This window comes from Shewanella sp. (assembly GCF_047975355.1).
Classification (GTDB): domain Bacteria; phylum Pseudomonadota; class Gammaproteobacteria; order Enterobacterales; family Shewanellaceae; genus Shewanella.
Window position 1 is genome coordinate 1 of record NZ_JBKEDJ010000016.1, and the last position, 25,420, is coordinate 25,420.

Here is a 25,420-nt window from a genome sequence, read left to right on the forward strand (position 1 = left end):
CGATAGGCTTCATCATCGCTTGGATTAAAGAGGATCATCGCCGGAGCAATCGCATTGACTTTGACCTCGGGTGCCAATTGCGCCGCGAAGGATAAGGTTAAGTTATCCAGTGCCGCCTTACTGGCCGCGTAAGCCATGTGCTTGGCACTGCCCTTTTCGGCCACATAATCGGTGAAATGGATAATATCGCTGGCACCAATCTCGCCCTCGGCTCCCGCTCGCAGCTGTGAGGCTAAGGCCAAGTTCATTTGATAGGGCACGCTCACATGCACCTGCATCATACGCTGCATGACTTCATGGGCGGCAAGGCTTTGGCTGTTGTCTGGCAGCCAGTCAGAGGCGTTATGGATGATGGCGCGGATTTTGGGGTATTGGCTCAATTGCTCAATCAGGGTTTGGAGCTGCGCATTATCGTAGAAGTCGCATTGCATTAAGGTCGCGCCTAGGGCTTGCAACTCATCGATGCTGGGATAATGGCTGCGATAAGTGCCAATCACCTTGTGCCCTTGGGCGAGCAAGTGTTTCGCGAGGGCGTAGCCAATGCGTTTACCCACGCCAGTGATAATAATGGGAGTTGTCATATCCATCCTGTTATTTGCCAAGCACTAAGCTATGCGTTAAATGTAAGGCAAATCTAGTTAGCTAAATCATCAGTAAAACAGTGTAATACGCCAAATGTTACTGTCTTTATTACCTAGCGCCTAATCATTAAGACACTAAAAACAATTCTATTTCGATCTAAAATGATTTTGCCTACGTATACTCGAGGCGAGCTTAATTGAGGAAGCCCTATGGAACTGCGGATTTTTTACGACGGCAATTGCCCTTTATGTCGCGCCGAAATGCGTCAGCTTAAAGCGCGCGATCCCGATGATCGCATCGAACTTGTGGATCTTAATGCCGAGCATTTTGGCTCTCGATTCGGCTATATCGATAAAAAGTATGCCAACACCATTCTGCATGGTGAGACGGCGACGGGTGAGATTTTGCTCGGACTCGATGTAACCTGCAAAGCTTGGGGATTAACGGGTACGCGCCCTTTGATACAAATATTGCGGCTGCCACTTATCAAACCCGTAGCGGACTGGTTGTATCTTCGCTTTGCCAAGCACAGATATCGCATCTCTTACCTACTAACGGGCAAGGCGCGTTGCGACAATCAATGCCAACTGCCTAAGTAACTAGCCTCAAGTAAAGACTCAAATTTAGCCCATAAAAAAAACGGAGCCATTAGGCTCCGTTTTTTGATAATCCAGATGGATTACTTAACGAAATCAACGCCTAGTTTGATATCGCCTTTCAGCGTATCTAACATAGAGTCACGGGCGTTAGCTTCGAATGCGCTCACTTCACCGTAAGGCAGTACTTTTTCGATACCGTTTTTGCCTAACAGTACTGGTTGAGCGAAGAATTCAGCGTGCTCGCTGCCGCCGTCAACGTAAGCACATTCAACGATGTTAGCTTCGCCTTGCAGACCACGAACCAGAGACATACCGAAACGGCAAGCCGCTTGACCCATAGACAGAGTCGCGCTTCCGCCACCGGCTTTAGCTTCAACCACTTCAGTACCGGCGTTTTGGATACGCTTAGTCAGAGAAGCCACTTCTTCATCAGAGAAAGTCACGCCTTCAACTTGGGACAGTAATGGCAGAATAGTCACACCACTGTGGCCGCCGATCACGTTCACTTTAACGTCAGCAACGTTTAAGCCTTTTAATTCAGCGATGAAAGTTTCAGAACGGATAACGTCCAGAGTCGTCACACCGAACAGACGGTTCTTGTCGTAAACACCGGCTTTCTTCAACACTTCTGCTGCGATAGCAACAGTGGTGTTTACTGGGTTAGTGATGATACCCACTAAGGCTTTAGGGCAAGTTACTGCCACTTTTTCGATCAGGTTACGAACGATACCTGCGTTGATGTTGAACAGATCTGAACGATCCATACCAGGCTTACGCGCAACACCAGCAGAAATTAGAACAACGTCAGCACCCACTAGGGCAGGCGTTGGATCTTCACCAGCAAAACCTTTGATTTCTACCGCAGTAGGGATATGGCTCAAGTCAACCGCAACACCCGGAGTTACCGGTGCAATATCGTATAGAGACAGTTGAGAACCCGCAGGTAATTGAGTTTTTAACAGTAGGGCAAGAGCCTGGCCGATACCACCAGCAGCACCAAGTACAGCAACTTTCATAGTTATCTCCGTTATTTCTCGGATATGTGTGACATGGATCTAATTTCCGTTGGCGTCACATTACTGGAATGTCACGTTAATTTCAATTATCCCTTAGTCGTGGAGACAAAGATTTAGCGAAACTGAGAATTCCGATACTGAATATTTACTCTAGTTCAATATCAATAGCGACAACACGGCTATCTAGCCATCCGTAAATTGCATTTTTATTCATTCATAATGGTTATTTGTTGACAGTTTGACCAAAACTATTCAAAATACGCCTGTTTTTTTGAATAAAGAATAAGACTATGCAAACGACCAAGAATCAGGATGACCTTGTTAGAATTTTTAAGGCGATTTTAAAAGAGGAGCGCTTTGGCTCCCAGAGTGAAATTGTCGCCGCTTTACAAGCAGAAGGCTTTAGCAATATTAACCAATCGAAAGTGTCTCGGATGCTCAGCAAGTTCGGTGCAGTACGCACCCGCAACGCTAAGCAGGAGATGGTTTATTGCTTACCCGCCGAACTAGGCGTGCCTACCGCAGGCAGCCCGTTAAAAAACTTAGTGCTCGATGTTGACCATAACCAAGCCATGATTGTCGTTCGCACCAGTCCTGGCGCCGCGCAATTAATTGCCCGTTTATTGGATTCCATCGGTAAGCCAGAAGGGATTTTGGGGACCATTGCCGGAGACGATACTATCTTTATTTGTCCATCCAGCATCCAAGATATCGCCGATACCTTGGAAACCATCAAATCTTTATTCAACTACGCAGAATAAAAAAACAGGTCAGCTTGCTGACCTGTTCTCTTTTATCTGTACGCTTTTCAGTCCAACATTGCCCTTGTTTCTGGGCTGGTGTCCCGATTACGTTACAGCATAAGACCTATCTGTTGGCTTGGATAACGCACACCTAGAACAAAGACTCGTCACCCCGAGCTCACAAACCATAGCTTATCGACCTTAACTCATCGACATTAGTCGCTGACCAGAGTCTATGGCCTTAGTAAGCCACACTTATCCTTTGATTAGGATGCGCCGCGTTTTCCGCTTCATCGAGCATCGCTTTGGCGTAGTCGGCCACTGAAATCTTGCTCTGACCATTCGCATCGGTAAAGAAGCTATCGCCACCTAAACGGTAAGAACCTTCGCTGGCGCCTGGGTAAATTTCTGCTGCTGGGCTAACAAAAGTCCAGTTAACCATGGTGTTGGCGGCGCGAAATGCCTTTAATGCTTCACCTTGAGCTAAGGCTTCGTCCTTATAGGCCGGTGGGAAATCTGGACTTGAAACCAAGGTCACTCCTGGCGCCACTTCTAAACTCCCCGCACCACCGACCCAAAGTAGACGTGGCACTTTTGCTTGTGGTAACACGGCTAACAGATTATTGACCGTCTTCGCGACTATGCCATGGCTCTGCTCGGCGCGCGCACCAACTGAGGCGATCACTAAATCGACACCCGCAAATGTCTCGGCTACCAACGGCTGAGTCAGGTCAACACTACGCACTTCTGCCTTTGTTTCGCCAAGCTTGCTTGGGTCACGCACTAAAGCAACTACCTCATGACCACGGCTCAGCGCCTCGTTAAAAATGGTTCCGCCAATCCAACCCGATGCACCTAATACTGCAATTTTCATTTGATAAGTCTCACTGCTGATTTAAATTATCACCAGTTTACTTGTGGTACTTCACGTGATAAATATCGATAAATGAGCATGATTGTTTCAGATTGAGATACTAATGGATAAAATTGCCGCCATGCGCAGCTTTATCGAAGTGGCCAACTGTAGCAGCTTTACTAAGGCCGCAGAACACCTCGAGCTCAGTCGCCTACAGGTTTCACGTCATATCCAAGAAATTGAGCAGTGGCTTAATTTACGCTTGCTGCACCGCACGACACGCAGTGTCAGCCTTACCCTGCAAGGGGAAGAAGCTCTGCAATATTGTCAGCGGGTGCTGAGCGAAGTTGCCGCAATGGAAAGCCGCGCCCATAGTCATAACACCGAATTAGTTGGCAGTATTCGTATTGCTACGCCCATCGGGCTTGGGCAACACAGCTTGTTTGATGTGGTCGATCGCTTTATAAAATTACACCCTAAGGTCAATATTCAGCTGTTAATGTCGGACAGTTTTGCTCAATTAGTGGATGAGCGGGTGGACGTGGCACTGCGCTATACCGAGCAGCCCGATGAGAATCTCATTGCCCGCAAACTGATGAGCATAGATGCTGTGCTGTGCGCCGCGCCCAGTTACTTGGCTCAAGCCGAGCCGTTAATCACCCCTAACGATCTGCTCAGCCATAATTGCCTTATCCATAGCTCGCAGCAACATTGGCAGCTACTCAAGGAACAGCAGAGTGAACTGATTAAACCTATGGGGAATCTGATGGCCAATGAAATGGGAGTGCTTGTCAGCGCCGCATTGCGCGGGCATGGCATTGCCTACTTGCCCTGCGACTTAGCCAATCCCTATCTGGCCAGCGGCCAACTGCAAGAAGTGCTCCCCGAATACACGGCGCCTGGGCAAACACTCTGGGCGGTGTATCTCTCCCGCAGTTATCAACAAGCGCTGGTGCGCGCCTTTATCGATTTTACCGCCCAGCAGTGGCAGCAGGATCTCAGCAAGTGGACGACGGCGAGTTAAGCCCACAAACAAAAACGCACTGAGGCTTTAAGGCTCAGTGCGTTGAGTCGAGGTTTGCGAAGGCTTAATTATCGAATTGCATCAAAAAATCTAAGCTTGGGGCGAAGAAAGAAGAACCCGTCAATGCGCTGGTGAAGTGCATCAAGTGATCGTGGTTACCCGCACCATCGCCAAACACCATGCTGTGGAGCATCTTCTCGAAGTGCTCTGGGGTGCGACAGGTTGAAATAAACATCAGCCCTTGCTCCTTGAGCGAGCCGTAAGGCATGCTCTGGCGCAAAATCTCAATCGACTTGCCGTTTTCATCCTTGAGGTTGACCCGTTTGATATGGCTGGTTAATGGCTTATCTTCCGACTCGTATTCGATGTTGTCTTGCTTGGTACGACCAATAATATCTTCTTGCTTCTTAAGCGGTAATCTATGCCACTTACTCAAGTTGTGGGCGTACTTTTGCACATGAATGTAGCTGCCGCCTTTAAATTCAGGATCTTCATCCCCAACCAAGGCAACCTCTTGACGATGACGCCCCTTAGGATTTTCAGTGCCATCGACAAAGCCTGTTAAGTCGCGGCTATCCATAAATCTAAAGCCGCGTTCCTCTTCGACTAACTCGACTAAATCTTCGAACATTTGGCTGATTTCGTTGGCGACTAAATGCAAAATGTCGTAGCGGTCGCAGCGAATATGCACAAACAGATCGTATTCGATCGCTGGCGCCTCACGGTTACCCGCTTGCATTGCTGGGAATGGTTTGAGCATTTCGGGGCGAGCATCGGGATAGAGACTGTCCCAATAGTTGGCACCTATGCCCACAAAACCATTGAATGCGCTGTCGGAGTATTGGTCCGTCAACTCATAAATATACTGCGCAACGTTGGCAATACAGGGACGCAATTGCGATTCAACGTTATCGTTGTCGCTCGCATTAAACATCAAATAGACGCTATGTAAGTTTCCCTCTGCACACACACCCAACTGTTCACGCGGCATATTTTGAATATCCATCTGGTTATCACCCTTTTGTCGATTCATTTTCGGCAATATTATCCGCAACTTTACCTGAAAATGACATTAAGTAACGCACAGTTTGTCCGTCTTTGTAATGTAAACACGTTTGTAGACTGGAATATAAAAATTGACGAGGCCATTACGCCTCGTCAATCAGTCTTACGCAAGCTTCGGCGCTCATTACGCCGCAAGCGAATTATGCCTTAGTAACCTGCGGCATAACCGTCTTTACGGCTTTCGGAGGCGCCGCGGTAAACGCCCGTTTCCGCATTAAAACCAATGGCTTGATATCCACCAAAATCACCGAGCCCATCGCGTAGCACATGGCCTTTCTTAATCAGCTCACGGCGCGTTTCAACGGGGAAGCCTGATTCCAGGCTCACATAGCCGCCGTCATTCATCACCTCGCCCGTAGGCTCGGTCGAACCTGTGTGCAAAATTCTGGGGGCATCGCCCGCTTCTTGCAAGTTCATTTTAAAATCAATCAGATTAACAATGATCTGCGCGTGCATTTGCGGCTGCGTTGCACCGCCCATCACCCCAAAACTTAGCCAAGGTTTACCATCTTTAGTCACAAAGGCGGGAATAATGGTATGGAAGGGACGCTTACCCGGCGCGTAGGTGTTGAAACGACCTTCGGTGAGATCGAACATCTGCCCGCGATCCTGCAGCACGAAACCGAGATCCGGTGGCGTCATACCTGAGCCCATGCCGCGGTAGTTACTCTGGATAAGCGACACCATATTGCCGTCCTTATCCGCCGTAGTCAGATACACAGTATCCCCATGTTGCAGCGCAGGATTACCCGCATCAACACTCTTAGCCGCCTTGTTTAAGTCGATGAGCTTGGCGCGATTGTAATTGTATTGCTGCGAAATCAACTCTTTAACGGGCACTTTGTTAAAGGCCATATCGGCATAGAATTTCGCGCGGTCGGCAAAGGCGAGTTTTTTGGCCTCTACAAATAAATGCACGTATTCGGGGCTGTTAAAGCCCATGGCCGCGACATCGAAGGGCTCCATGGTTTTTAAGATCTGTAACGCAGCAATCCCCTGCCCATTGGGCGGCAACTCCCACACATCGTAGCCACGGTAGTTGGCCGATACGGGTTCAACCCAGTCGCTAGTATGGCTGGCGAGGTCTTCATAACTGAGGTAACCGCCTTGCGCCTTGATGTATTTATCAATGCTCTTGGCGATATCGCCCTTATAGAATGCATCGCGACCGCCCTTGGCAATTTTCTCGTAGGTGTTTGCTAATGCAGGATTTTTGAAGATTTCCCCTACCGCAGGCATTTTACCATTGGGCATATAGGTTTCTTTAAAACCGGGGAATTGACCGAGTTTTTTACCACTGCCATTAAGGTAATAAGCAATCAGCTCAGAAACGGGGAAACCTTCGCGGGCATAACGAATCGCTGGCGCTAAATTATCGGCCATTGGCAGTTTGCCGAACTTATCGTGCAGTTCGAACCATCCATCCACTGCGCCGGGAACCGACACGGGCAGTGGCCCAAAGGGAGGTAAGTAATCTAATCCGAGGGATTTGAGCTTCTCTAAGGTTAAGGATTTGGGACTGCGGCCCGAAGCATTGAGGCCATAGAGCTTTTTATCTTTGGCGCTCCAGACGATGGCAAATAAATCCCCGCCAACACCGGCACCCGTGGGTTCGACTAAACCCAGCATGGCATTAGCTGCGATCGCCGCATCCACGGCACTGCCGCCCTGCTTTAACACATCAATCGCCACCTGTGTCGCCAGCGGTTGGCTGGTCGCCGCCATCCCATGGGTGGCATAGACTTCTGAGCGCGTCGCAAAAGCCTTACCCGTGATCCTATCCATGGCTAACACTCCTGGTGACGACATTACTGTCGCCACTGTGACTAAGGTACAAATTGATTTTATTGTTTTTATCATAATTCCTCCCACTCTGGAGGAATTAAGGTAACAAGGAAGGTTGAAAATATCAGCAGTCTAGGCGTTTTTTACCCAAGTTAAACGTAAGCAAAAATGTCATGCTTTCTGTTGACACAGCGACACATAGAGCTCGAAATTAAGATTCAAATAGTACTAGAGAATGTGGCTCTGTACTTAACCCCACTCGCTGACCAACATTCAACTGCATAATTTGGCTACGCACTTCGACATAATGGGCGTGAGACGCCGCCTCCACTTTCACCCAATAATGGCAAAATGCCCCGAGGAATCGCCGCTCGGTAATAGTCCCCACACCAGCATCATCGGCACTGAGTGCCAATTGCTGTGGGCGCAAAAATACTTGGCCATTAAAGGCATGGGATTGCGACAAGGGCGTCAGGCTGCGCAGCTCACCAATCGGTGTGGCAACACTATGACCATCGAGCACTTCGGCGGGTAAGTAGTTACCACTGCCGAGAAAATCCGCCACATAGCGGCTATTGGGCGCGGCATATAAGTCCTCGGCGCGGCCATGCTGCACTATCACGCCTTGGTTGAAAATAGCCAAGGTATCGGCAAAGACGAAGGCCTCGTCCTTACTGTGGGTAACAAAAACGGCGCTGACGTTGCGCTGTTTGAGAATGCTGCGGATCTCCGCCATCATGCTGTGGCGCACTTGGGCATCGATATTCGAAAAAGGCTCATCGAGTAACAGCAATTGCGGCTCATAGGCTAGTGCACGGGCAATCGATACCCGCTGCTGCTGCCCACCGGATAGCTCGTGGGGATAACGCTTGGCTAAGCCTTCAAGTTTTACTAAGGCAAGCATGTCATCCAAACGCGCCTTACGCTGCGCGGCCGTTAATTTAGCAACACCAAAGAGAATATTCTCGGCGACGGTCAAATGGGGGAACAAGGCGTAGTCTTGGAAAATCATCCCTATGCCGCGCTGCTCACTCGGCACAAATTGCCCTGCGCCGCTGACAATCTTGCCATTAATTTGAATTTCACCTTGGCTGATGGCCTGCAATCCTGCAACCGCCCTGAGCAAAGTGGTTTTGCCGCAGCCACTTGGGCCTAACAGCGCAAGGATTTCCCCTTGAGCCAGGGTTAAATCTAAGCCTTTGAGTACCTGTTGGCCCTGATAATCGCTATGAACTTGATGAAGATTGAGGGTACTGGTCATCGGCTATCTTGCTCCAAGGAACTGTTTAAATAAATCAGCGGGACTAAACCCACGAGCACAATCACAATGGCGGGCAAGGCGCCATGTTCAAGCTTTTCGTCTGAGACAAACTGGAAAACATAGGTGGCGAGATTCTCAAACCCTATGGGCCGCAGCAACAATGCCGCCGGTAATTCTTTCATGCTTTCAATAAACACCAGCAGCGCCCCGGCAAATAATCCCTTAGTGAGCAGCGGCAGATGCACTCTTTGTAGCAGTCGGCTAGGGCTCTGTCCTAAGGTCAGGCTCACCATATCCAGTGACGGAGAGATGCGTTTATAGCTAGTCTCCACACTGCCAATCGCAATGGCCACAAAGCGAACACAAAAGGCAAAAACGAGCGCGACCGTACTGCCGGTGAGTAACAGCCCCGGCCCCGCTATTCCAAACCAATCGGCTAAATCGTTAATCGCAAAATCGAGCAGAGTTAACGGCACCAGCACGCCAATCGCCAGCACAGTGCCGGGCAAGGCATAGCCAGTTGACGCGAGGCGCGATGGCAGAACATCACTCGACCTTGGACTCACGCGGCGAATAAACATCAATATCAATGCAATCGCGCAGCACACTAGGCTAGTAATAAGTGCGAGGCTCAGGCTATTCACACTCAATTGCCAGAAAACCGGATCCCAGCTCTGCTCAAAATAATCGATAGCGTAGGAGAGTAAAATTCCGCTTGGCAGCACAAAGGCCAGCAATAACAGCAGGCTACAATAACCGAGGGCAAGCACGGTTTGCATGGACGATAGGCTATATAAATCGCTCGCTTGAATCCGGGACTGTTTTTGGAATAACTGCTGCTTACGGCGGGCAAAACGCTCCACTCCAATCAGGCTAAAAACCACCAAGAGGATAATGGCCGAAAGCTTAGCCGCCGCGGTTAAATTGCCATAGCCAAGCCAAGTGTCGTACACGGCTGTAGTTAGGGTCGGCACGGCAAAATAGTTGACCGTGGCAAAATCCGCCGCCGTCTCCATCGCCACTAAGGCCACACCCACGGCCAAGGCTGGCCTTGCCATAGGTAAGGATAAGCGCCAAAAACTCTGCCACGGCGAGCAGCCCATAATCCTCGAGGCGTGAGCTAAGCTTAGGGATTGCTCCATAAACGCGGTGCGCGCCAACAGATAAATATAGGGAAAGAGCACCAGCGACAAGACGCACGCCGCACCGCCTAAGGTACGGATATCGGGGAAAAAGTAATCCTGGGGCGAATCCCAACCAAACACAGAGCGCAGCCCAGTTTGCACTGGGCCTGCGTAATCGAGTAAATCCGTATACACATAGGCAACTATGTAGGCCGGCATGGCCAAGGGCAGCAATAAGGCCCATTGCAGATAACGTCTAGCGATAAACTCACAGCGAGCCATTAACCAAGCGCAGGGCAATGCCAGCAAGAGTGAGCCAATACTCACCCAGAGGATCAACCATAGACTGTTGGAAATATAAGTAGGTAATACAGTGGAGAGCAGATGACCAAACACGGCCTCATCGGGCTGCGCCGCCTGAAGAATTAACGCAAAGAGGGGTAACACCAGTAGCGCGGCTATGGCATAACCAGTAAGCGACCAGCTTCTGGCTAATCCTAAAATCATGTGGATCCTTTAACCTAAGTGCGCCAATCAAGGCGCACTTATTAGTCTAACTATCTTTATTATCTAGCTATTGATTGTAACGCCAAACTAAAGATCAAACTGAACTTCGTCTAACAATTTCACCGCCGCTTGGTGGTATTCCGCCAACTTAAAAATCGGTAGTTGGTCGGCTTTAAACTCGCCCCAAGAAGCCACTAATTTTGAAGGTGCTACATCGACTTTGACAGGATACTCCATATTCACCTCGGCATAGGCTTGTTGAGCAACATCGGCAGACAGGAACTCCATCAATTTGATGGCATTGTCTTTATTCGGCGCATGGCGAGTTAATACCATACCAGAAACGTTGACATGGGCACCACGGTCAGCCTGATTCGGGAAATTAATCACCACGGCTTCAGCCCAGCTCTTTTGCTCTGGATCTTGCAGCATATTACCGTAGTAATAACTATTGCCGATGGCGATATCACACAAGCCTTCTTTGACCGCCTTCACCTGTGCCCTATCGTTACCTTGAGGCTTGCGAGCCAAGTTGCTTTTCACGCCCTGTAACCAGGTTTTAGTGTCCGCCTCACCGTGGTGAGCAATCATAGATGCCACTAAGGCGATGTTATAAGGATGCTTACCGCTGCGAGTACAAATCTTACCTTTGTATTTAGGATCGGCGAGTTCTTCATAACTAATCGCTTGTGGGCTTAAGCGATCTTTTGCCGTATAGAGGTTACGAACACGCATCGTCAAGGCATACCATTGCCCATCCGGATCGCGGTATTGCGCGGGAATATTGCTATTGAGCTGCTCACTTTTGACGGGAGAAGTCAGATCTTTTTCGACTAATTCTACCAAGCGAGAAAAATCAGAAGTTAAGACTAAATCTGCGGGAGATAAGCGTCCTTCACGGGCGATCCGCTCGGCAATACCGTCTTTAGCAAATACAAAATTAACCCCAATGCCAGTTTCCTCCGTAAAGCGCTTAAGAATAGGCTCAACCAGAAACGGCTGACGGTAGGAGTAAACGGTTAATGTCTCATCAGCGCTAGCCGAATTAGCAACTGACATTAATCCAAATAAAGCCGCACAAGTTACCCATTTCATTAGCGATTTCTCCTCAAAATGATGACATCAAGCGTGAATCAATTCTTAAGACTATTAATGATAATAGTTATCAGTTGCGCAAGAGTAATAGATCAAATGAGTTAGGGCAATAGATTGATTAACTTTTTGTTTTTAATAAAGTAAAACTTAAAATTGGTTATTATCTCAAATCAAACTAAACTGAACCTTAATTCGCTTAAAATACATGAGGGGGCGTTATGTTAGGCGTGTTACTACTGCTTGTCATTGTGGTAGCGCTGCTCGCGCTTATGACTCTCAAACGTGGTCCTAAAAAGCGCAAGCACTTTATCAAACTCATGGAAAACGAGAAAAGTAAAAATCAACGGCTTGCAGCTCAGGATCGCCGCTTTCATTGTGTCAGCATCGAGAATGAAGGCAGTTGCTGTGAACAGGTAGACGAGCTTAAAGGCAAACGTTTTCTGTCAAAGGAAGCCCCAGAGCTCCCCATGGAAGAATGCACTATAGCCAATTGCCAGTGCCGTTATCAACACTATGATGATAGACGCCAAACGGGTAACGATCGCAGAGTCGATTACGGCATTACCAAGGATCTCTACGGCGCGTTTGGTGAACATAATCGCCGCGAGACCCATAGAGGCCGCCGCTCGACAGACCATTAAACGCCTTTTACGCTGGGCGAGTTTCCACAAACGCCGGGAGATCGCGCATCTCACTAAACCAGAGCGAGGTCGCGGGTGCCACTTTACGCCAATCAAGTTCTGGATGTCTGAAATCTACATAATCCAATAAGCAGATTAAAGCTAATTGTGGTGCCTGAATCGTTGCTTGGGTAATCACACTCTGATGCTCCATTTGCAGCAAACCACGCAGCAACGCTTGCTCGAAACGCGATGTCCAAAAGGCCGATCTCACCCCTTCTTCTTCACGCATTTGTTCCTGACGCAATTTTACCGCGCTATCGATCAGACCTTTGATCATCGAATATTGGCACTGTAATACCCAATTATTCACTTGGCCACCGAACATCTGCTGCTCACCTAATTCGGCGTCTAAATAGCGCATAATCACTTCGCTATCGAAGATAGGCACCCCATCATTGGTGATAAGACAAGGGATCTGCCCAAGCGGATTAACATCGAGCAGCTCGGCGGCGTTTTCCATCGGATTGACTAAGACTTCTTCAATATCCTTAATCCCTAAATAACGGATTAATGTGCGAACACAGCGAGCATAGGGTGAAGCGAGGGAGCAGAGCAACTTCATCAAACAAATCCTTCTATATGACTGATATTAAACAATTAATACAAACCATTACTTTTAATTTCAATAAATTACCAATATTTTTCGACAGTAATTTGGCCTGGAGCACGACATAAATTTTTCGAAAGTCCTTTGTCGAGCAGCGCAGCCTGCGCACCACTGATCATCCCCGGATTACCACAAATCATCACCTGCGAATCCGCTGCACTGATAGTTAACCCCATTTTACGCTCAATTTCACCCGAGACTAGACCATCGGGAATACGGCATTGCAATGCATTGTCGACCTTTTCACGGGTGACGGTTAAACACAGGTTAAACTGATCAGGATATTGCGCCGAATAAGCCTTTAATTTATCGAGGTAAGCTAAATCTTTAGCTTCGCGGACACCATAGACAAGTACAACTTTTTCGAAACGCTGCCAAGGCTCTGGCGTATCGAGCATAGATAAAAATGGCCCCACGGCCGTGCCCGTGGCTAACAGCCATAAGTGACGGCCTTGCCCTGCTCCCTTAGAGATCTCATCTAAAGTCATAAAGCCTGTGGCTGTGGGGGTGATCTCGATTTCATCCCCGATGGCAAGATTTTGTAATTGTAGGGATAACTGGCCCTCTTCTACCGCGACAGCCAAGATTTCGGCATAGGGTTTATCGGGGGAATTAACTAGGGAATAGGCTCTAGCGACACGCTTATCATCTTGCAACTGACTGAGTTTAATAAATTGACCCGGAATAAAGGGCGCCAGTTCGGCCGCTATCCGCAGCGAAAATAATTTATCACTCCAATCAATACGTTCAATAACACGTCCCCTAGTCCACATAACTCGCCCTCAAGCAAAACGTTAAATAGACCCCTAGCATAGACTGTTCTCTGCGCAACAAAAACCCCTTATTGCAAGGGGCTTAAGACAAGGGAAATGGCAACAACATTGGGCACTAAGCGCGAGCTATTATGCGCTAGCCGTTTGTGTCTCATCTGGTTTCTTATTGAAGCTATCTCGGAAGGCCTGCAATCCCTCTTGCACTAATCCATAGGTTTTATCGACGCCATCGGCGATATCCCCTTGCAGCACTTTAAGACCGGACAAAATATCCCGCGCCTCCTTAAAACCATTATCGATCGCGCCACCTATGATGCTCATAAAACTGTCGAGCTGATCGTCCAAACTCATATTCGAATTCTGCTGTTGGTGAATGCTAAAGAATTGCGTCGCAAAACTCACAATACGACCAGCCGTCGCCTCGGGGGAATAATCAACCTGATTGTCATAGTTAGCTTGAGTCGAATTTGGCCCCATCGAAGGCGCTAATTCTTTATCTATCGCTTCAATTGCCGCGCGATAAAGTAACGCCATGGATTGATCACCGGACTTTAAACTCACTTCTTCCTGCGCCGATAGAATCGCCTGATTCATTAACTGCTTACTGGTTTGCTGCGCAGTTTGTTTGCCGGGCGCTTCCACATTTTTCGCTTTCTCACTATTAGCAGCGGCATTGTCAGCATACTTCTTATGGGGCGTTGAAGGCGTATGTACCTGTGCAGGGTTGTTGATTTCCATGATGCAAAATCCATTCAATTTGGGATGACTCTATTATCGACCAAAATTTGAGCAACTTTAGTATTTTTCTCAATTGCAGTACCATCACAATCTAAGGCAATGATACCCATGATGAATCTATTCGCCTCAGCGTCGCACTTGCATGCGCCCATCAGATAAGGATATATGGCATGGCAACTCCCCAATGGCTAGCAGTGGTTACTCACTCCTTACGAACCATCCGCTTAAATAAACTTCGGCTATTCCACACTCTGCTGTTAGGCCTGTTACTCTTTACCAGCATTGGACTAAGCCCCATCAATCAAGCTTTTGCCGATAATCGATTGATTATTTTGGTAAGACACGCCGAAAAAGCAGATACTCCAGCTGGCGATCCGCCACTTTCCAATGATGGCAGTGCACGCGCCCTCGCGCTGGTTAGCGCCTTGCAAAGGGCGCAGATTTCGCAACTGATCACGACCCAATATCAAAGAACCCAGCAAACCTTGTTACCTATGTCCGCGGAGCGACATTTACCCCTTACCGTGGTCGCAGCACAAAAACCTCTCGAAGCCCATATTCAGCACATTGTTGAGCAAGTGCATGCCGTCAAAGGTAACAGCTTAATCGCGGGGCATTCCAATACCGTCCCACTGATCATCAAGGCCCTTGGCGGCCCTGAAATCCCCACCATTGCAGAAGATGATTACAGCCAGCTGTTTTTACTCTCCATCCATGATGGACAGCCAGCAAGCCTTATCTCCACCCGCTATGGAAATGAATAGAGGATAACAAGATGCAAGAACTCAATTGGTTTATGTGGGGACTGGACCTCTTCTCTGGACTCTTTTTAATTATTATCGGTTTAGGTGCCCTTGCGATTGTCTATATGTATATCGCCGACAAGATGCAAACTAAACAGGCAGTACGTCACAACTACCCTGTTATTGGCCGCTTTAGGTATTTATTTGAGAAACAAGGTGAGTTTTTTAGGCAATACTTTTTTGCTCAGGATAGGGAAGAACTGCCCTTTAACCGCGCCGAACGGAGTTGGGTATATCGAGCCGCGAAAAACGTCGATAGGACCATTGCCTTTGGGTCGACACGCCCCCTAGATAGCACTGGTACTATCATGTTTATGAATACCGCCTTTCCAACCCAAGATGAAGATATTACCCCTATTAATCCACTCACCATTGGCCCAAACTGCAAACACCCCTATACCACTAAGGCGATTTGTCATATCTCCGCCATGAGCTTTGGCGCTCTATCACGCCCCGCAGTCACCGCCTTATCCCATGGCGCAGCACTGGCGGGTTGTTGGTTAAATACGGGTGAAGGTGGTTTAAGCCCTTACCATTTAAAAGGCGGATGCGATTTGGTCTTTCAAATTGGTACCGCTAAATATGGCGTACGTAATGAACATGGCCATTTAGACGATGACAAGCTCAAAGAGATAGCCACACATCCTGAAGTCAAAATGTTCGAAATCAAAATGAGCCAAGGAGCGAAACCTGGCAAAGGCGGTATCTTACCTGGGATTAAAGTCACCGAGGAGATCGCCAAAATTCGTGGGATCCCACTGGGTCATGATTCCATTAGTCCCAATGGTCATATCGAGTTTAAAAATGTAGGTGACATTCTGGATATGATTGCCAGAGTGCGAGATGTAACGGGTAAACCTACGGGGATCAAAGCCGTACTTGGGGACGTGCAATGGCTTGAAGATTTTTGCGATGAAATTGAGCGCCGCGGCGAAGCATCTGCACCCGACTTTTTTACCTTAGACAGTGCCGATGGCGGCACGGGTGCGGCACCTCAACCCTTAATGGATTATGTGGGCTTACCACTAAAAGAGAGTTTACCCATATTAGTCAATATGTTAATTCAGCGCGGGCTGCGTAAACGTATTAAAGTGGTCGCCTCAGGCAAGCTTATAGTGCCATCTAGGGTGGCTTGGGCACTGGCCCTCGGTGCCGACTTTATCGCCTCTGCCCGCGGTAATATGTTCGCCCTAGGGTGTATTCAAGCGCTGCAATGCAACAAAGATACCTGCCCGACAGGGATCACAACCCATAATAAGAAGCTTCAGCAGGGCCTGAATCCAAGGGATAAATCGACTCGGGTCGCCAACTATAATCATAATCTACACCACGACTTAGCCCTCATAGCACACTCCTGTGGAGTGACAGAGCCGAGACAACTCAAGCCATCCCATGTGAGGATTGTGCTCGAGAGTGGTTTGTCAGTTTCATTGGATAAGTACTATTCCCATATCAATCAATAGGTAACTTAACACTGTATGCATTTTGTACGACTTTCGTCTACAGTTAATTTAGCAATAGGCAATTTGAATGCGTATCACAAAAGAGGTAAGATCCGTGATGCACGCATTAGATTAAACAACTGCATATTAAGTTAAGGAAACACTGTGAAAGCAAGCTTTGTAAGCCATATGCCAGACAGTAAGACTGCCAGCACTAGTTGTAAAAGCTGTAATCGCTTGACCGAGATCGAGGGCGAGTTAGTGTGTTTTCGTGAAGGCCAAGTCATTAGGCTCACGCGGATTGACGAATCAACCTCTAAATTCAGTCTGTTATGTGAAGGTTGGAAGGCAGATAAACCAAAGGGAATATAGTTACTTATATTCCCTTGTTTTGATTAAACAGTGATACCCTCTAATACCCACCACGAATATCTGCATTATATTCATTGGTTCTACGGATAATCCCAGCTAATTCAAGTTCTTGATTCAATTTTGCCAGAGTTAAACGTCTTGTGGTGACTTTAAGACCTGCGTTTAACTCTGCGTGAATGCGTTGTAGCGAATCATAATCCACACCGCGCTTTTTAAGGGTTGCTATAATCGCAAACCAGTCTGTGCTTACTTTTTCTTCTCTGCCTTCAATATTGACTCTTAATGCCATATTTTCCATGCCAAGCACCTCTTATGATTATTTGCTTGGATTCGAGTATAGAGAGCCGAAGCTGAATAAAAACTGAATTGTCCCAACGCTGTTACACTTACATCGAAAGCTTATGATATTTACACCAAAAGCTGTTATTGCTCATTCTGTATGCGCCACAACTTAGCGTAAAGACCATCCTGCTCGAGCAAAGACTGGTGATTCCCCTGCTCGACAATTTCCCCTTGGCTTAAAACCACAATTTGATCGGCGTCGACTATGGTCGATAACCGATGCGCCACCACTAAACTGGTATGCCCTTTGGCGACCTCGCGCAGTGCCGACAGAATCGCCTGTTCCGAGCGACTATCGAGGGATGAAGTAGCTTCATCAAACACTAACACTGGAGAGCCTTTCAAAATCGCCCGCGCAATGGCCACTCGCTGTTTTTCACCACCAGATAGCTTTAAGCCTCGCTCGCCCACTTTGGTATCCCAACCTTGGGAAAGTGACGCGATAAAGTGCTCTAAATGCGCGAGTTTGATGGCATGACGCACTTCTTCATCCGTCGCATCGGGACGGCCATAACGAATGTTTTCCACTAAGGAATCATTAAATAACACTGTATCCTGCGGCACTATGGCAATGGCTCGGCGCAATGCATCTTGGGTTAATTGGCGAATATCCTGCCCATCAATCAAAATGCGCCCTTGCTCCACATCGTAAAAACGGAACAGCAATTTGATGAGCGTAGATTTACCTGCGCCGCTATCCCCAACCACCGCAACCTTTTTCCCCGCCGCCACCTTAAAGCTGACGTTGCGCAGTATCGGTCTGTCATCGTAGCTAAAACTCACATGCTCAAAACTGAGCTCGCCACGCTTAGGCTGAAAGTTCATGGCATCAGGCTTATCAACAATACTAGGGTGCTTATCGAGCAGGCTAAACATCCGCTCGATATTGGCTAAGGCGCCACGGATTTCACGATAGACAAACCCTAAGAAGTTTAGCGGCATAAAGAGCTGCATCATAAAGGCATTGATCAGCACAAAGTCGCCTAAGGTCATCTCATTGTTTGTAACCTTATAGGCGGCTAATGCCATCATCGCCGTCATCGCCAAGGCGATAATCAGCGCCTGTCCGCCGTTGAGGGCAAACAACGACAAACGATTCTTACGTTTGGCCACTTCCCATTGGTCTAAGGCTTGATCATATCGATCCGATTCATATTTCTCGTTATTAAAATATTTTACGGTTTCATAGTTCAGTAGGCTGTCGATGGCGCGGGTATTGGAGAGGGAATCAGCCTTGGCCGCATCGCGGACATATTCGGTGCGCCACTCTGTGGCAATGACCGAAAACCAAATGTAGGCCAACACAGAGGTAAAAGTGATGGCAGCGAAGGCAAGCCCATAATTAAAAAAGAAAATGCCAATGACCATGGCAATTTCTAACAGGGTCGGCACTATGTTAAACACCATAAAGCGCATCAAGAAACTCACGCCACTAGTGCCGCGTTCAATGTCCCTCAATAACCCCCCCGTGCGGCGCTCTAAGTGAAAACCCAAATCGAGTCGATGCAAGTGATCGAATACCGCAAGGCCTAAACGGCGAATGGCTCGCTCAGTCACGCGGCCAAATAGCGTGTCACGGATTTCACCTGTAATCACAGTTAACAGTCGTACAGCCCCGTAGGCTAATACTAGTCCGATAGGCACACTCAAGGCCTGCGCGGTTTTATTGGCATCCAAAGTATCGACCAAGTCTTTAAGAATAAAAGGCAGACCGACACTCGCAAGCTTAGCGACGATAAGGCAAGACATGGCCAATGCCACCCGTCCTTTGTACTCGAGTAAATAGGGCCAGAGTAACTTAAGCACCTGCCAATTGAGCTTATCGATGGGACCTTCAAAATACAGTGTTGGGCGCATATATCTAAACCTTTGCCAAAGTCGGTCAATTGTAACAGCATGGCGCACACTAAGGTGAAATCAAACGGGGAAAGTTTGAATAAAATCAATCAGATTTTTCTGACAGACAAACTGCCTGAATCTTGGCAAAATTCGTCTGGTTTACTGAAATAAAAATGTCATACCAACGACTTACATTTTAATAATGTGGCGAAGCAGATATTGATATGAAAGATTCTGAAACAAGCTTAGCTTTATCAGAACGCTAATCGTTAAAATAGGCCATAACATCAAGGGTTCTACTGTTGATTATTTTTTCAGTTTTACCCAAAATGCCATATGGATTTAAGATCGCTAGCAGCAGGATTTGCAAACCTCTGGCCGCAGATGCGTGTGTAAATTCCTTGCCACACTCGTTCTGCGATAACACTAACGATAACTCTAATAAATTAAGATCGAAGGATGCTTTATGTTGGATTCAGCTAAAGTTCAATACCCACCATTACCACTGATCCAGACTTGGGTGTGGATGATGATCGAATCGGGGAATCCAGAAATTCAGGACAAAGGCAGAAATAACCTCATCGCTGCTTTTGGTAGCTTAGCCAAAGCTAACGAATACTTAGCCGAAATGAGCAAGAAATAATAAAAATTAAGGCGCTGGGATAGCGCCTTTATTTTTGTACTTTACGGAGTTAAACCCGCTGACGACGCTCGATAACACTCTGATTTAAAACAGCGAGCAAACGTTCTGTATCTTCCCAACCAATACAGGCATCCGTGATACTCTGACCATAGCATAGCGCTTGGCCTTCAATCAGATCCTGGCGACCTTCCACTAAGTGGCTTTCTACCATCACACCGAAAATCGCCTTATTGCCCACAGCCACTTGCTCGGCCACATCGTTCGCAACATCCATTTGGCGTTGATATTGTTTGCTGCTGTTGGCATGGCTAAAGTCGATCATAATGTTGTCGACCAGCTTGGCTTTTTTCAGTTGTTCGCTGATTTGTGCCACATGGCTGGCACTGTAATTTGGCTCTCGGCCACCACGTAAAATGATATGGCAATCAGGATTGCCTTTAGTCGACACAATCGCCGAATGGCCAAATTTGGTTACCGATAAGAAGTGGTGCGGCGCATTCGCGGCGCCGATGGCATCAATCGCTACCTTAATCGTACCATCGGTGCCATTTTTAAAACCTACAGGGCAAGATAACCCTGAGGCCAGCTCGCGGTGTACCTGCGATTCTGTGGTGCGCGCGCCGATGGCGCCCCAGCACATCATATCCGCCACATATTGCGGGGTGATCATATCGAGGAATTCACCCGCAGTAGGCATGCCCGCGTCATTCAAATCGACCAAGAGTTTACGCGCAGTACGTAAACCATCATTCAGTTTGAAGCTGTTATCCATATAAGGATCGTTAATCAGCCCCTTCCAACCCACTGTAGTGCGTGGTTTTTCAAAATAGACTCGCATTACTACTTCGAGCTGATCTTGATAACGTTCTCTTAGCGCAACCAGTCGCTGACCGTATTCCAGTGCGGCCTTAGGGTCATGGATTGAGCAAGGACCAATGACTACTAACAAACGATCATCTTGGCGGGCGAGAATGTTATGGATGCTTTGGCGGGCGTTAAACACAGTTGCAGCAGCGTTTTCGGAAGCAGGAAATCGTTCTAGAATCGCAATCGGTGGAAGTAACTCTTTGACTTCATTAATGCGAACGTCATCATTTTGGTAATACATAATTTACTGCTCCAACTCTCGTGTTTAGGCTATTTTTATCGCTGTAATAGGGGATCTCAACTGCAATACTGAGTTCAATTTATCCAGTATGTGCCGCTAATGCAACCAAGTTGTCTCCATTTCAAGAAATCAAATATAACGTCTTGTTTTAACATATTTTTAAAAATCACAAATTCAAATATTTCAATATGATATGCAAACTAAAGCCAAGATAGTGTTTTGATAGGAGGCAACGCATTAGTGAACGCGGAAAATAAAAAACCTCCTTTGTCTTTAATCAAACGCAAACAAAGGAGGTTGAGTAAAGGATCAATGTTGCTGCATAGCATGCAGTTTTGCCTGATAGCGATGTTTATCTGAGACTTCGCGGCTCAGCGCCAACGCTTTTTCCATATTGAGTTTGGCGCGTTTTTCATCCCCCAGCGCCCAATAGGTGCGTGACAAACCAAAGAAAAACTCATGGCGATAATCGGCCTTATCCACGGCCCTTTGATACCAAGCGAGCGCCTCGCTGTATTGGTGCTCATCATATGCCTGCTCGCCCATATCGTAGTAATAATAAGGGTTACGAATACGCGCTAATTCAAGCACTTTATGTACCTGCGCCCACTCCTCTAAACGTCCCTGATCACCCAAAATCACTGCGAGGTTATAAAGGGTCGTCATGTCATCAGCATCAAACTTTAGGGCATAACGATAAACTTGTTCGGCACGTTGCTCATCGCCCTTGTGGCGATAAATCACGGCTAAGGTGTTGAGCGCAGGAATAAAGTATCCTGATTTTAAGCCCGCTTTAATCAGCGCATAGGCGCGGTCTAAATCCCCTTCTACCAAGGATTCGGCGGCCATATTGTTATAAAACATACTGGTTAAGGTCTGGCGATTGATTTGCACTTTGTTATAGCCTCGCAGGGCGCGCTCGGGCATAAAGTCGACCAGAATTGCATGGGTCGACACATACACAGTGTGCACGCTCTCGGCGGGTAACAAGCGTAGATTGACATGGCCGTTGATCAGATAAAACTCGCCCTGTTTGTCCCATACAGGTTCAATCGCAATATCTTGAAACTCAGTGCCAATTTTAAAAACATCCGCTAATGCCGATGTCATCACCACCAGCGACATACAATTTCCGGCTCGCTGGGCGTAGGTTTCGCTGGCGATTTGAGTCAGATTATCTTGATAGTGGAAATCGCTGTGGGCGCCATCTTGGTTAGCATTGATATAACTGGCTAACCATTCGTGTACCGCGACAGGATTTTTAGTCGATATGCTATAGCGATCGTAGGCGCGCCGAACATCGGCAGCAACCGAAGGCGGAAGGCTAAAAATATCCTCGACGCTAGGAATATTCGTGACGGGTTTAAACAATGAATCGGCGAACAAAGCATCTATCTCGTCATCACTTGGTTTGGGTGCCGTCGAGCTGCAACCCCATAATAGTAAAAGTAATAATGTGCAGATTATGCCGCTAGAGATGGTGCGCAGTTGTATCATGATACGTCCCCCAGACCATAAGGCTCCTATTTGAGCTTATTACACTTGGCCAAAAAGACGTCATTAAATGGTTACAAAAAATAACAGCCTGCCGCAAACGATAACGGCAGCTTAGGAATTAATGCTGCGCCGGAGGGTCAACCTTGATATACACATCCTGCTGCTGATAACGATATGGGCGGTAGTTATCCTGCCCACAAGTAAAGTAACGATATGGTCGCATCTGCGCGATACAACCGAGAGGCAAGGCCTGCAGAATTTGAATTTGCTCTTGTCTTCTCAAGGATTCCTGCCATTCATAATCTTTCAGCACTTGATCGCGCACGGCAAAGGCATCGAAAGGTTCATCCGAGCGAGTCACCACCACTTGCCCCGCAAAAGCGGGCAAGGCTAAGAGAGCACTCAGAATACTCCCGAACAGGCAGAGGTGTCTGAGTTGTACTGTGAGATCAAAGATTAAGCGCATCGTTAGCTCCTTGTGGTATCACAATGACAGTCGAAGACCCATAAAAAAGCAGAGCACTAGGCTCTGCTTTACTATCCTCCTATCCGTTTGAGGCATCAAGTTTATCTGCGCGAGTTAGCCCGCACTTTTTACGGTCACAAACTCAGGGTAAGCGTCGATACCACAGTCAGATGCATCCATACCATTATATTCCTCTTCCTCAGAGACACGGATACCCATGGTCATCTTGAGTACAAACCACACCGCAAACGACGCGCTAAATACCCATGCGAAGATAATCGCTGCGCCAGTTAATTGCGCTGTGATAGTCGCGTCGGCATTCGATAGTGGTACACACATCAAACCGAGGAACCCCGCCACACCGTGCACAGAAATCGCGCCCACTGGGTCGTCAATTTTGATTCTGTCCAGACCCACGATAGAGAACACCACTAAACCACCAGCAACCACGCCAATCACCCCTGCCATCAGCAGCGAAGGCGACAGCGGATCGGCTGTAATCGCCACTAAGCCCGCCAGAATGCCGTTTAAGATCATGGTTAAGTCCGCTTTACCCCAAATCATTTTGCACACAACTAGGGCAGAGATAGCACCAAAAGCGGCCGCGGTATTAGTGTTTACGAAGACCTTAGCGACAGAGCTAGCGTTAGCCGCATCTGAAACCATTAATTGTGAGCCACCGTTGAAACCAAACCAGCCCATCCACATGATAAACATCCCTAAGGTCGCCATTGGCAGGTTAGAGCCTGGGATTGGGTTGACTTGGCCGTTAGGGCCGTATTTACCCTTACGAGCACCGAGCAGTAACACCCCAGCGATAGCCGCCGCAGCACCTGTCATGTGCACAATACCGCTACCCGCAAAGTCCACAAAGCCTAAGCTAGAGATAAAACCTTTACCCCAAGTCCAGTAACCTTCAACAGGGTAGATAATGCCTGTCATCACCACGGAGAAGAACAGGAAAGCCCATAACTTCATCCGCTCCGCCACAGCGCCAGAGACAATCGACATAGCCGTTGCCACAAACACCACTTGGAAGAAGAAGTCAGATTCTAAGGCATGGTTAGCATCGTCGGCTTGTGAGCCAATCAGCGTACCGAGTGAAGGCAACCAGCCGCCTTCGGCATTGTCGACGTACATAATGTTGTAGCCAATCAATAGGTACATCACACAGGCAATCGCGTATAACACCACGTTTTTAGTTAAGATTTCGGTGGTATTTTTAGAACGCACTAGGCCAGCTTCTAGCATGGCAAAACCTGCCGCCATCCACATAACCAAAGCGCCTGAAATCAAAAAATAAAAGGTGTCGAGTGCAAACCGCAGTTCAGAGACTGTCACGCCTAATTTTGTTAGTTCTTCCATCTTCCGCCCCCTATAGCGCTTCAGTGTCGAGTTCACCCGTACGAATACGGATGGCATGTTCTAAGTCGATAACGAAAATCTTTCCGTCACCAATTTTTCCCGTATGAGCCGCACTGGTAATCGCCTCAATCAGCATGTCGAGATTTTCTGCTTTAGTGGCAATTTCTAGTTTTACTTTTGGCAAAAAATCCACCTGATACTCGGCGCCACGATACAACTCTGTGTGCCCCTTTTGACGGCCAAAACCTTTAACCTCGGTCACCGTCATCCCCTCAATACCAATACCGGCGATAGCTTCACGGACATCATCCAATTTAAATGGCTTGATGATAGCGCTGACTAGTTTCATCCTGACCTCCAAAAAACGCGATTGTTATTAACTTGTAGCCAAGATAATTCAATCATTAGGCCAGAATTTTAATCCATTGATTTTAAATAAATAATAAAGAATACACTTGAATTAACCGATTAAAAATGCACCAGATTTGTGCAAGCGTGAGGGCGACGCACTCTTTTAGTGAGCAATTTAAGTGCACGCCATATTCGACCTTTGCCCTATTGGTGAGGCTGCCCAATTAGGGTTTACTGACAGTGCAGAAAACAAGCAGAGCAATCGCTAAACGATGCCTTTATTCCACCCGCGCAGAAGGAACGCCCGATGTTAAAACCCGAAGAATGTGTACTCGTTATCGTCGATGTGCAGGGAAAGCTCGCTCAGATCATGGATAACTCAGCCAAGCTTCATCAGCAGTTGAGTACACTTATCCAAGGCGCACAGCTGTTTGAACTCCCCATCCTCTGGCTCGAGCAAGTGCCCGCCAAACTTGGCTCGACCACCGAAGAGTTAAAAATCTTGCTCGAAAGAACTGGCTCGCCCATTGCCAAGCAACATTTTAGCGGTTGGTATTGTGATGAATTTGCCAATGCACTCACGAAATCTCGACGCAATCAAGTGTTGCTGGCGGGGATAGAAACCCATGTCTGCGTGTACCAAACTTGCCGTGATCTACTCGACAAACACTACTCTGTGCATCTTGTCGCCGAGGCGGTGTCTTCCAGCAGCGTTGACCCTCAACAGCTGGGCA

The 25,420-nt window shown here is 47.7% G+C and carries 27 protein-coding genes; 9 read left to right on the forward strand and 18 right to left on the reverse strand.

Annotated features, from left to right (window positions below; genetic code table 11):
* Window positions 1-581 (reverse strand): dihydromonapterin reductase (folM, locus tag ACK5NH_RS06375; RefSeq protein ID WP_416918454.1); only part of this gene is annotated, 581 nt, incomplete at its 3' end.
* 210 nt (window positions 582-791) lie between these two features.
* Between folM and ACK5NH_RS06380 the strand changes: the two genes are divergently transcribed.
* Window positions 792-1,181 (forward strand): thiol-disulfide oxidoreductase DCC family protein, encoded by a 390-nt coding sequence (locus ACK5NH_RS06380; RefSeq protein WP_416918456.1) that lies wholly within the window; start codon window positions 792-794, stop codon window positions 1,179-1,181.
* Between the two features lie 80 nt (window positions 1,182-1,261).
* Here ACK5NH_RS06380 and mdh read toward each other — a convergent pair whose 3' ends face one another.
* Entirely contained in the window at window positions 1,262-2,197 is a 936-nt protein-coding gene (mdh, locus tag ACK5NH_RS06385; protein ID WP_011624072.1) for a malate dehydrogenase, read from the reverse strand.
* A 290-nt stretch (window positions 2,198-2,487) separates the two neighbouring features.
* Here mdh and argR point away from each other — a divergent pair, with 290 nt between their 5' ends.
* Window positions 2,488-2,958 (forward strand): transcriptional regulator ArgR, encoded by a 471-nt coding sequence (gene argR, locus ACK5NH_RS06390; RefSeq protein ID WP_011624073.1) that lies wholly within the window; start codon window positions 2,488-2,490, stop codon window positions 2,956-2,958.
* A 223-nt stretch (window positions 2,959-3,181) separates the two neighbouring features.
* On the opposite strand, the gene ACK5NH_RS06395 is transcribed toward argR, so the two are convergent.
* Window positions 3,182-3,814, reverse strand: a complete 633-nt coding sequence (locus ACK5NH_RS06395) for an NAD(P)-dependent oxidoreductase (protein ID WP_416918458.1) — start codon at window positions 3,812-3,814, stop codon at window positions 3,182-3,184.
* Window positions 3,815-3,917: 103 nt separating this feature from the next.
* Here ACK5NH_RS06395 and ACK5NH_RS06400 point away from each other — a divergent pair, with 103 nt between their 5' ends.
* Complete coding sequence (locus tag ACK5NH_RS06400) at window positions 3,918-4,820, forward strand: LysR substrate-binding domain-containing protein (RefSeq protein ID WP_416918460.1); 903 nt, start codon at window positions 3,918-3,920, stop codon at window positions 4,818-4,820.
* A gap of 64 nt (window positions 4,821-4,884) precedes the next feature.
* On the opposite strand, the gene ACK5NH_RS06405 is transcribed toward ACK5NH_RS06400, so the two are convergent.
* From ACK5NH_RS06405 to ACK5NH_RS06425, 5 genes are all read right to left on the reverse strand, one after another.
* On the reverse strand, window positions 4,885-5,826 hold the full coding sequence (locus ACK5NH_RS06405; protein WP_416918462.1) for a Dyp-type peroxidase: 942 nt from the start codon (window positions 5,824-5,826) through the stop codon (window positions 4,885-4,887).
* Between the two features lie 206 nt (window positions 5,827-6,032).
* Window positions 6,033-7,745, reverse strand: coding sequence for a gamma-glutamyltransferase (ggt, locus tag ACK5NH_RS06410; RefSeq protein ID WP_416918464.1), 1,713 nt, complete (start codon window positions 7,743-7,745; stop codon window positions 6,033-6,035).
* 136 nt (window positions 7,746-7,881) lie between these two features.
* Window positions 7,882-8,931, reverse strand: coding sequence for an ABC transporter ATP-binding protein (locus ACK5NH_RS06415; protein ID WP_416918466.1), 1,050 nt, complete (start codon window positions 8,929-8,931; stop codon window positions 7,882-7,884).
* The gene (locus ACK5NH_RS06420; RefSeq protein ID WP_416918468.1) at window positions 8,928-10,562 is read right to left on the reverse strand and encodes an ABC transporter permease; all 1,635 of its coding nucleotides are present in this window, start codon (window positions 10,560-10,562) and stop codon (window positions 8,928-8,930) included. The genes ACK5NH_RS06415 and ACK5NH_RS06420 overlap by 4 nt, the downstream gene beginning before the upstream one ends.
* Window positions 10,563-10,649: 87 nt before the next feature.
* Window positions 10,650-11,657, reverse strand: a complete 1,008-nt coding sequence (locus tag ACK5NH_RS06425; RefSeq protein WP_416918470.1) for a Fe(3+) ABC transporter substrate-binding protein — start codon at window positions 11,655-11,657, stop codon at window positions 10,650-10,652.
* A 218-nt stretch (window positions 11,658-11,875) separates the two neighbouring features.
* On the opposite strand from ACK5NH_RS06425, the gene ACK5NH_RS06430 reads away from it, so the two are divergent.
* Window positions 11,876-12,298, forward strand: coding sequence for a hypothetical protein (locus ACK5NH_RS06430; protein ID WP_416918472.1), 423 nt, complete (start codon window positions 11,876-11,878; stop codon window positions 12,296-12,298).
* A 7-nt stretch (window positions 12,299-12,305) separates the two neighbouring features.
* On the opposite strand, the gene ACK5NH_RS06435 is transcribed toward ACK5NH_RS06430, so the two are convergent.
* From ACK5NH_RS06435 to ACK5NH_RS06445, 3 genes are all read right to left on the reverse strand, one after another.
* The gene (locus ACK5NH_RS06435) at window positions 12,306-12,902 is read right to left on the reverse strand and encodes a glutathione S-transferase (protein ID WP_416918474.1); all 597 of its coding nucleotides are present in this window, start codon (window positions 12,900-12,902) and stop codon (window positions 12,306-12,308) included.
* A gap of 68 nt (window positions 12,903-12,970) precedes the next feature.
* Window positions 12,971-13,720, reverse strand: coding sequence for a ferredoxin--NADP reductase (locus tag ACK5NH_RS06440; RefSeq protein WP_416918476.1), 750 nt, complete (start codon window positions 13,718-13,720; stop codon window positions 12,971-12,973).
* Window positions 13,721-13,849: 129 nt separating this feature from the next.
* On the reverse strand, window positions 13,850-14,458 hold the full coding sequence (locus ACK5NH_RS06445; protein ID WP_416918478.1) for a DUF5610 domain-containing protein: 609 nt from the start codon (window positions 14,456-14,458) through the stop codon (window positions 13,850-13,852).
* Window positions 14,459-14,628: 170 nt separating this feature from the next.
* Here ACK5NH_RS06445 and ACK5NH_RS06450 point away from each other — a divergent pair, with 170 nt between their 5' ends.
* From ACK5NH_RS06450 to ACK5NH_RS06460, 3 genes are all read left to right on the forward strand, one after another.
* The gene (locus ACK5NH_RS06450) at window positions 14,629-15,222 is read left to right on the forward strand and encodes a histidine phosphatase family protein (protein ID WP_416918480.1); all 594 of its coding nucleotides are present in this window, start codon (window positions 14,629-14,631) and stop codon (window positions 15,220-15,222) included.
* A gap of 11 nt (window positions 15,223-15,233) precedes the next feature.
* The gene (locus ACK5NH_RS06455) at window positions 15,234-16,724 is read left to right on the forward strand and encodes an FMN-binding glutamate synthase family protein (RefSeq protein WP_416918482.1); all 1,491 of its coding nucleotides are present in this window, start codon (window positions 15,234-15,236) and stop codon (window positions 16,722-16,724) included.
* A gap of 144 nt (window positions 16,725-16,868) precedes the next feature.
* Window positions 16,869-17,075 carry a hypothetical protein gene (locus ACK5NH_RS06460; protein WP_416918484.1) on the forward strand — a complete coding sequence of 69 codons (207 nt, stop codon included), beginning with the start codon at window positions 16,869-16,871 and terminating at the stop codon, window positions 17,073-17,075.
* 40 nt (window positions 17,076-17,115) lie between these two features.
* Here ACK5NH_RS06460 and ACK5NH_RS06465 read toward each other — a convergent pair whose 3' ends face one another.
* Both ACK5NH_RS06465 and ACK5NH_RS06470 read right to left on the reverse strand, forming a co-directional pair.
* Window positions 17,116-17,373, reverse strand: a complete 258-nt coding sequence (locus ACK5NH_RS06465) for a hypothetical protein (protein WP_416918486.1) — start codon at window positions 17,371-17,373, stop codon at window positions 17,116-17,118.
* Between the two features lie 125 nt (window positions 17,374-17,498).
* Window positions 17,499-19,274 (reverse strand): ABCB family ABC transporter ATP-binding protein/permease, encoded by a 1,776-nt coding sequence (locus tag ACK5NH_RS06470; protein ID WP_416918488.1) that lies wholly within the window; start codon window positions 19,272-19,274, stop codon window positions 17,499-17,501.
* Window positions 19,275-19,722: 448 nt separating this feature from the next.
* Here ACK5NH_RS06470 and ACK5NH_RS06475 point away from each other — a divergent pair, with 448 nt between their 5' ends.
* Window positions 19,723-19,899, forward strand: coding sequence for a hypothetical protein (locus ACK5NH_RS06475; protein ID WP_011624090.1), 177 nt, complete (start codon window positions 19,723-19,725; stop codon window positions 19,897-19,899).
* A 49-nt stretch (window positions 19,900-19,948) separates the two neighbouring features.
* Here the strand turns inward: ACK5NH_RS06475 and aroG are convergent, their stop codons facing one another.
* From aroG to ACK5NH_RS06500, 5 genes are all read right to left on the reverse strand, one after another.
* Window positions 19,949-21,007 (reverse strand): 3-deoxy-7-phosphoheptulonate synthase AroG, encoded by a 1,059-nt coding sequence (gene aroG / locus ACK5NH_RS06480; protein ID WP_416918490.1) that lies wholly within the window; start codon window positions 21,005-21,007, stop codon window positions 19,949-19,951.
* A 309-nt stretch (window positions 21,008-21,316) separates the two neighbouring features.
* Window positions 21,317-22,504 (reverse strand): tetratricopeptide repeat protein, encoded by a 1,188-nt coding sequence (locus tag ACK5NH_RS06485; protein ID WP_416918492.1) that lies wholly within the window; start codon window positions 22,502-22,504, stop codon window positions 21,317-21,319.
* A gap of 118 nt (window positions 22,505-22,622) precedes the next feature.
* The gene (locus tag ACK5NH_RS06490; RefSeq protein WP_416918494.1) at window positions 22,623-22,970 is read right to left on the reverse strand and encodes a hypothetical protein; all 348 of its coding nucleotides are present in this window, start codon (window positions 22,968-22,970) and stop codon (window positions 22,623-22,625) included.
* A gap of 114 nt (window positions 22,971-23,084) precedes the next feature.
* Window positions 23,085-24,335 carry an ammonium transporter gene (locus ACK5NH_RS06495; RefSeq protein WP_416918496.1) on the reverse strand — a complete coding sequence of 417 codons (1,251 nt, stop codon included), beginning with the start codon at window positions 24,333-24,335 and terminating at the stop codon, window positions 23,085-23,087.
* A 10-nt stretch (window positions 24,336-24,345) separates the two neighbouring features.
* Complete coding sequence (locus ACK5NH_RS06500; RefSeq protein WP_011624095.1) at window positions 24,346-24,684, reverse strand: P-II family nitrogen regulator; 339 nt, start codon at window positions 24,682-24,684, stop codon at window positions 24,346-24,348.
* A gap of 309 nt (window positions 24,685-24,993) precedes the next feature.
* Here ACK5NH_RS06500 and ACK5NH_RS06505 point away from each other — a divergent pair.
* Window positions 24,994-25,420, forward strand: a 427-nt coding sequence (locus ACK5NH_RS06505) for an isochorismatase family protein (RefSeq protein WP_416918498.1), incomplete at its 3' end; no start/stop codon positions are given.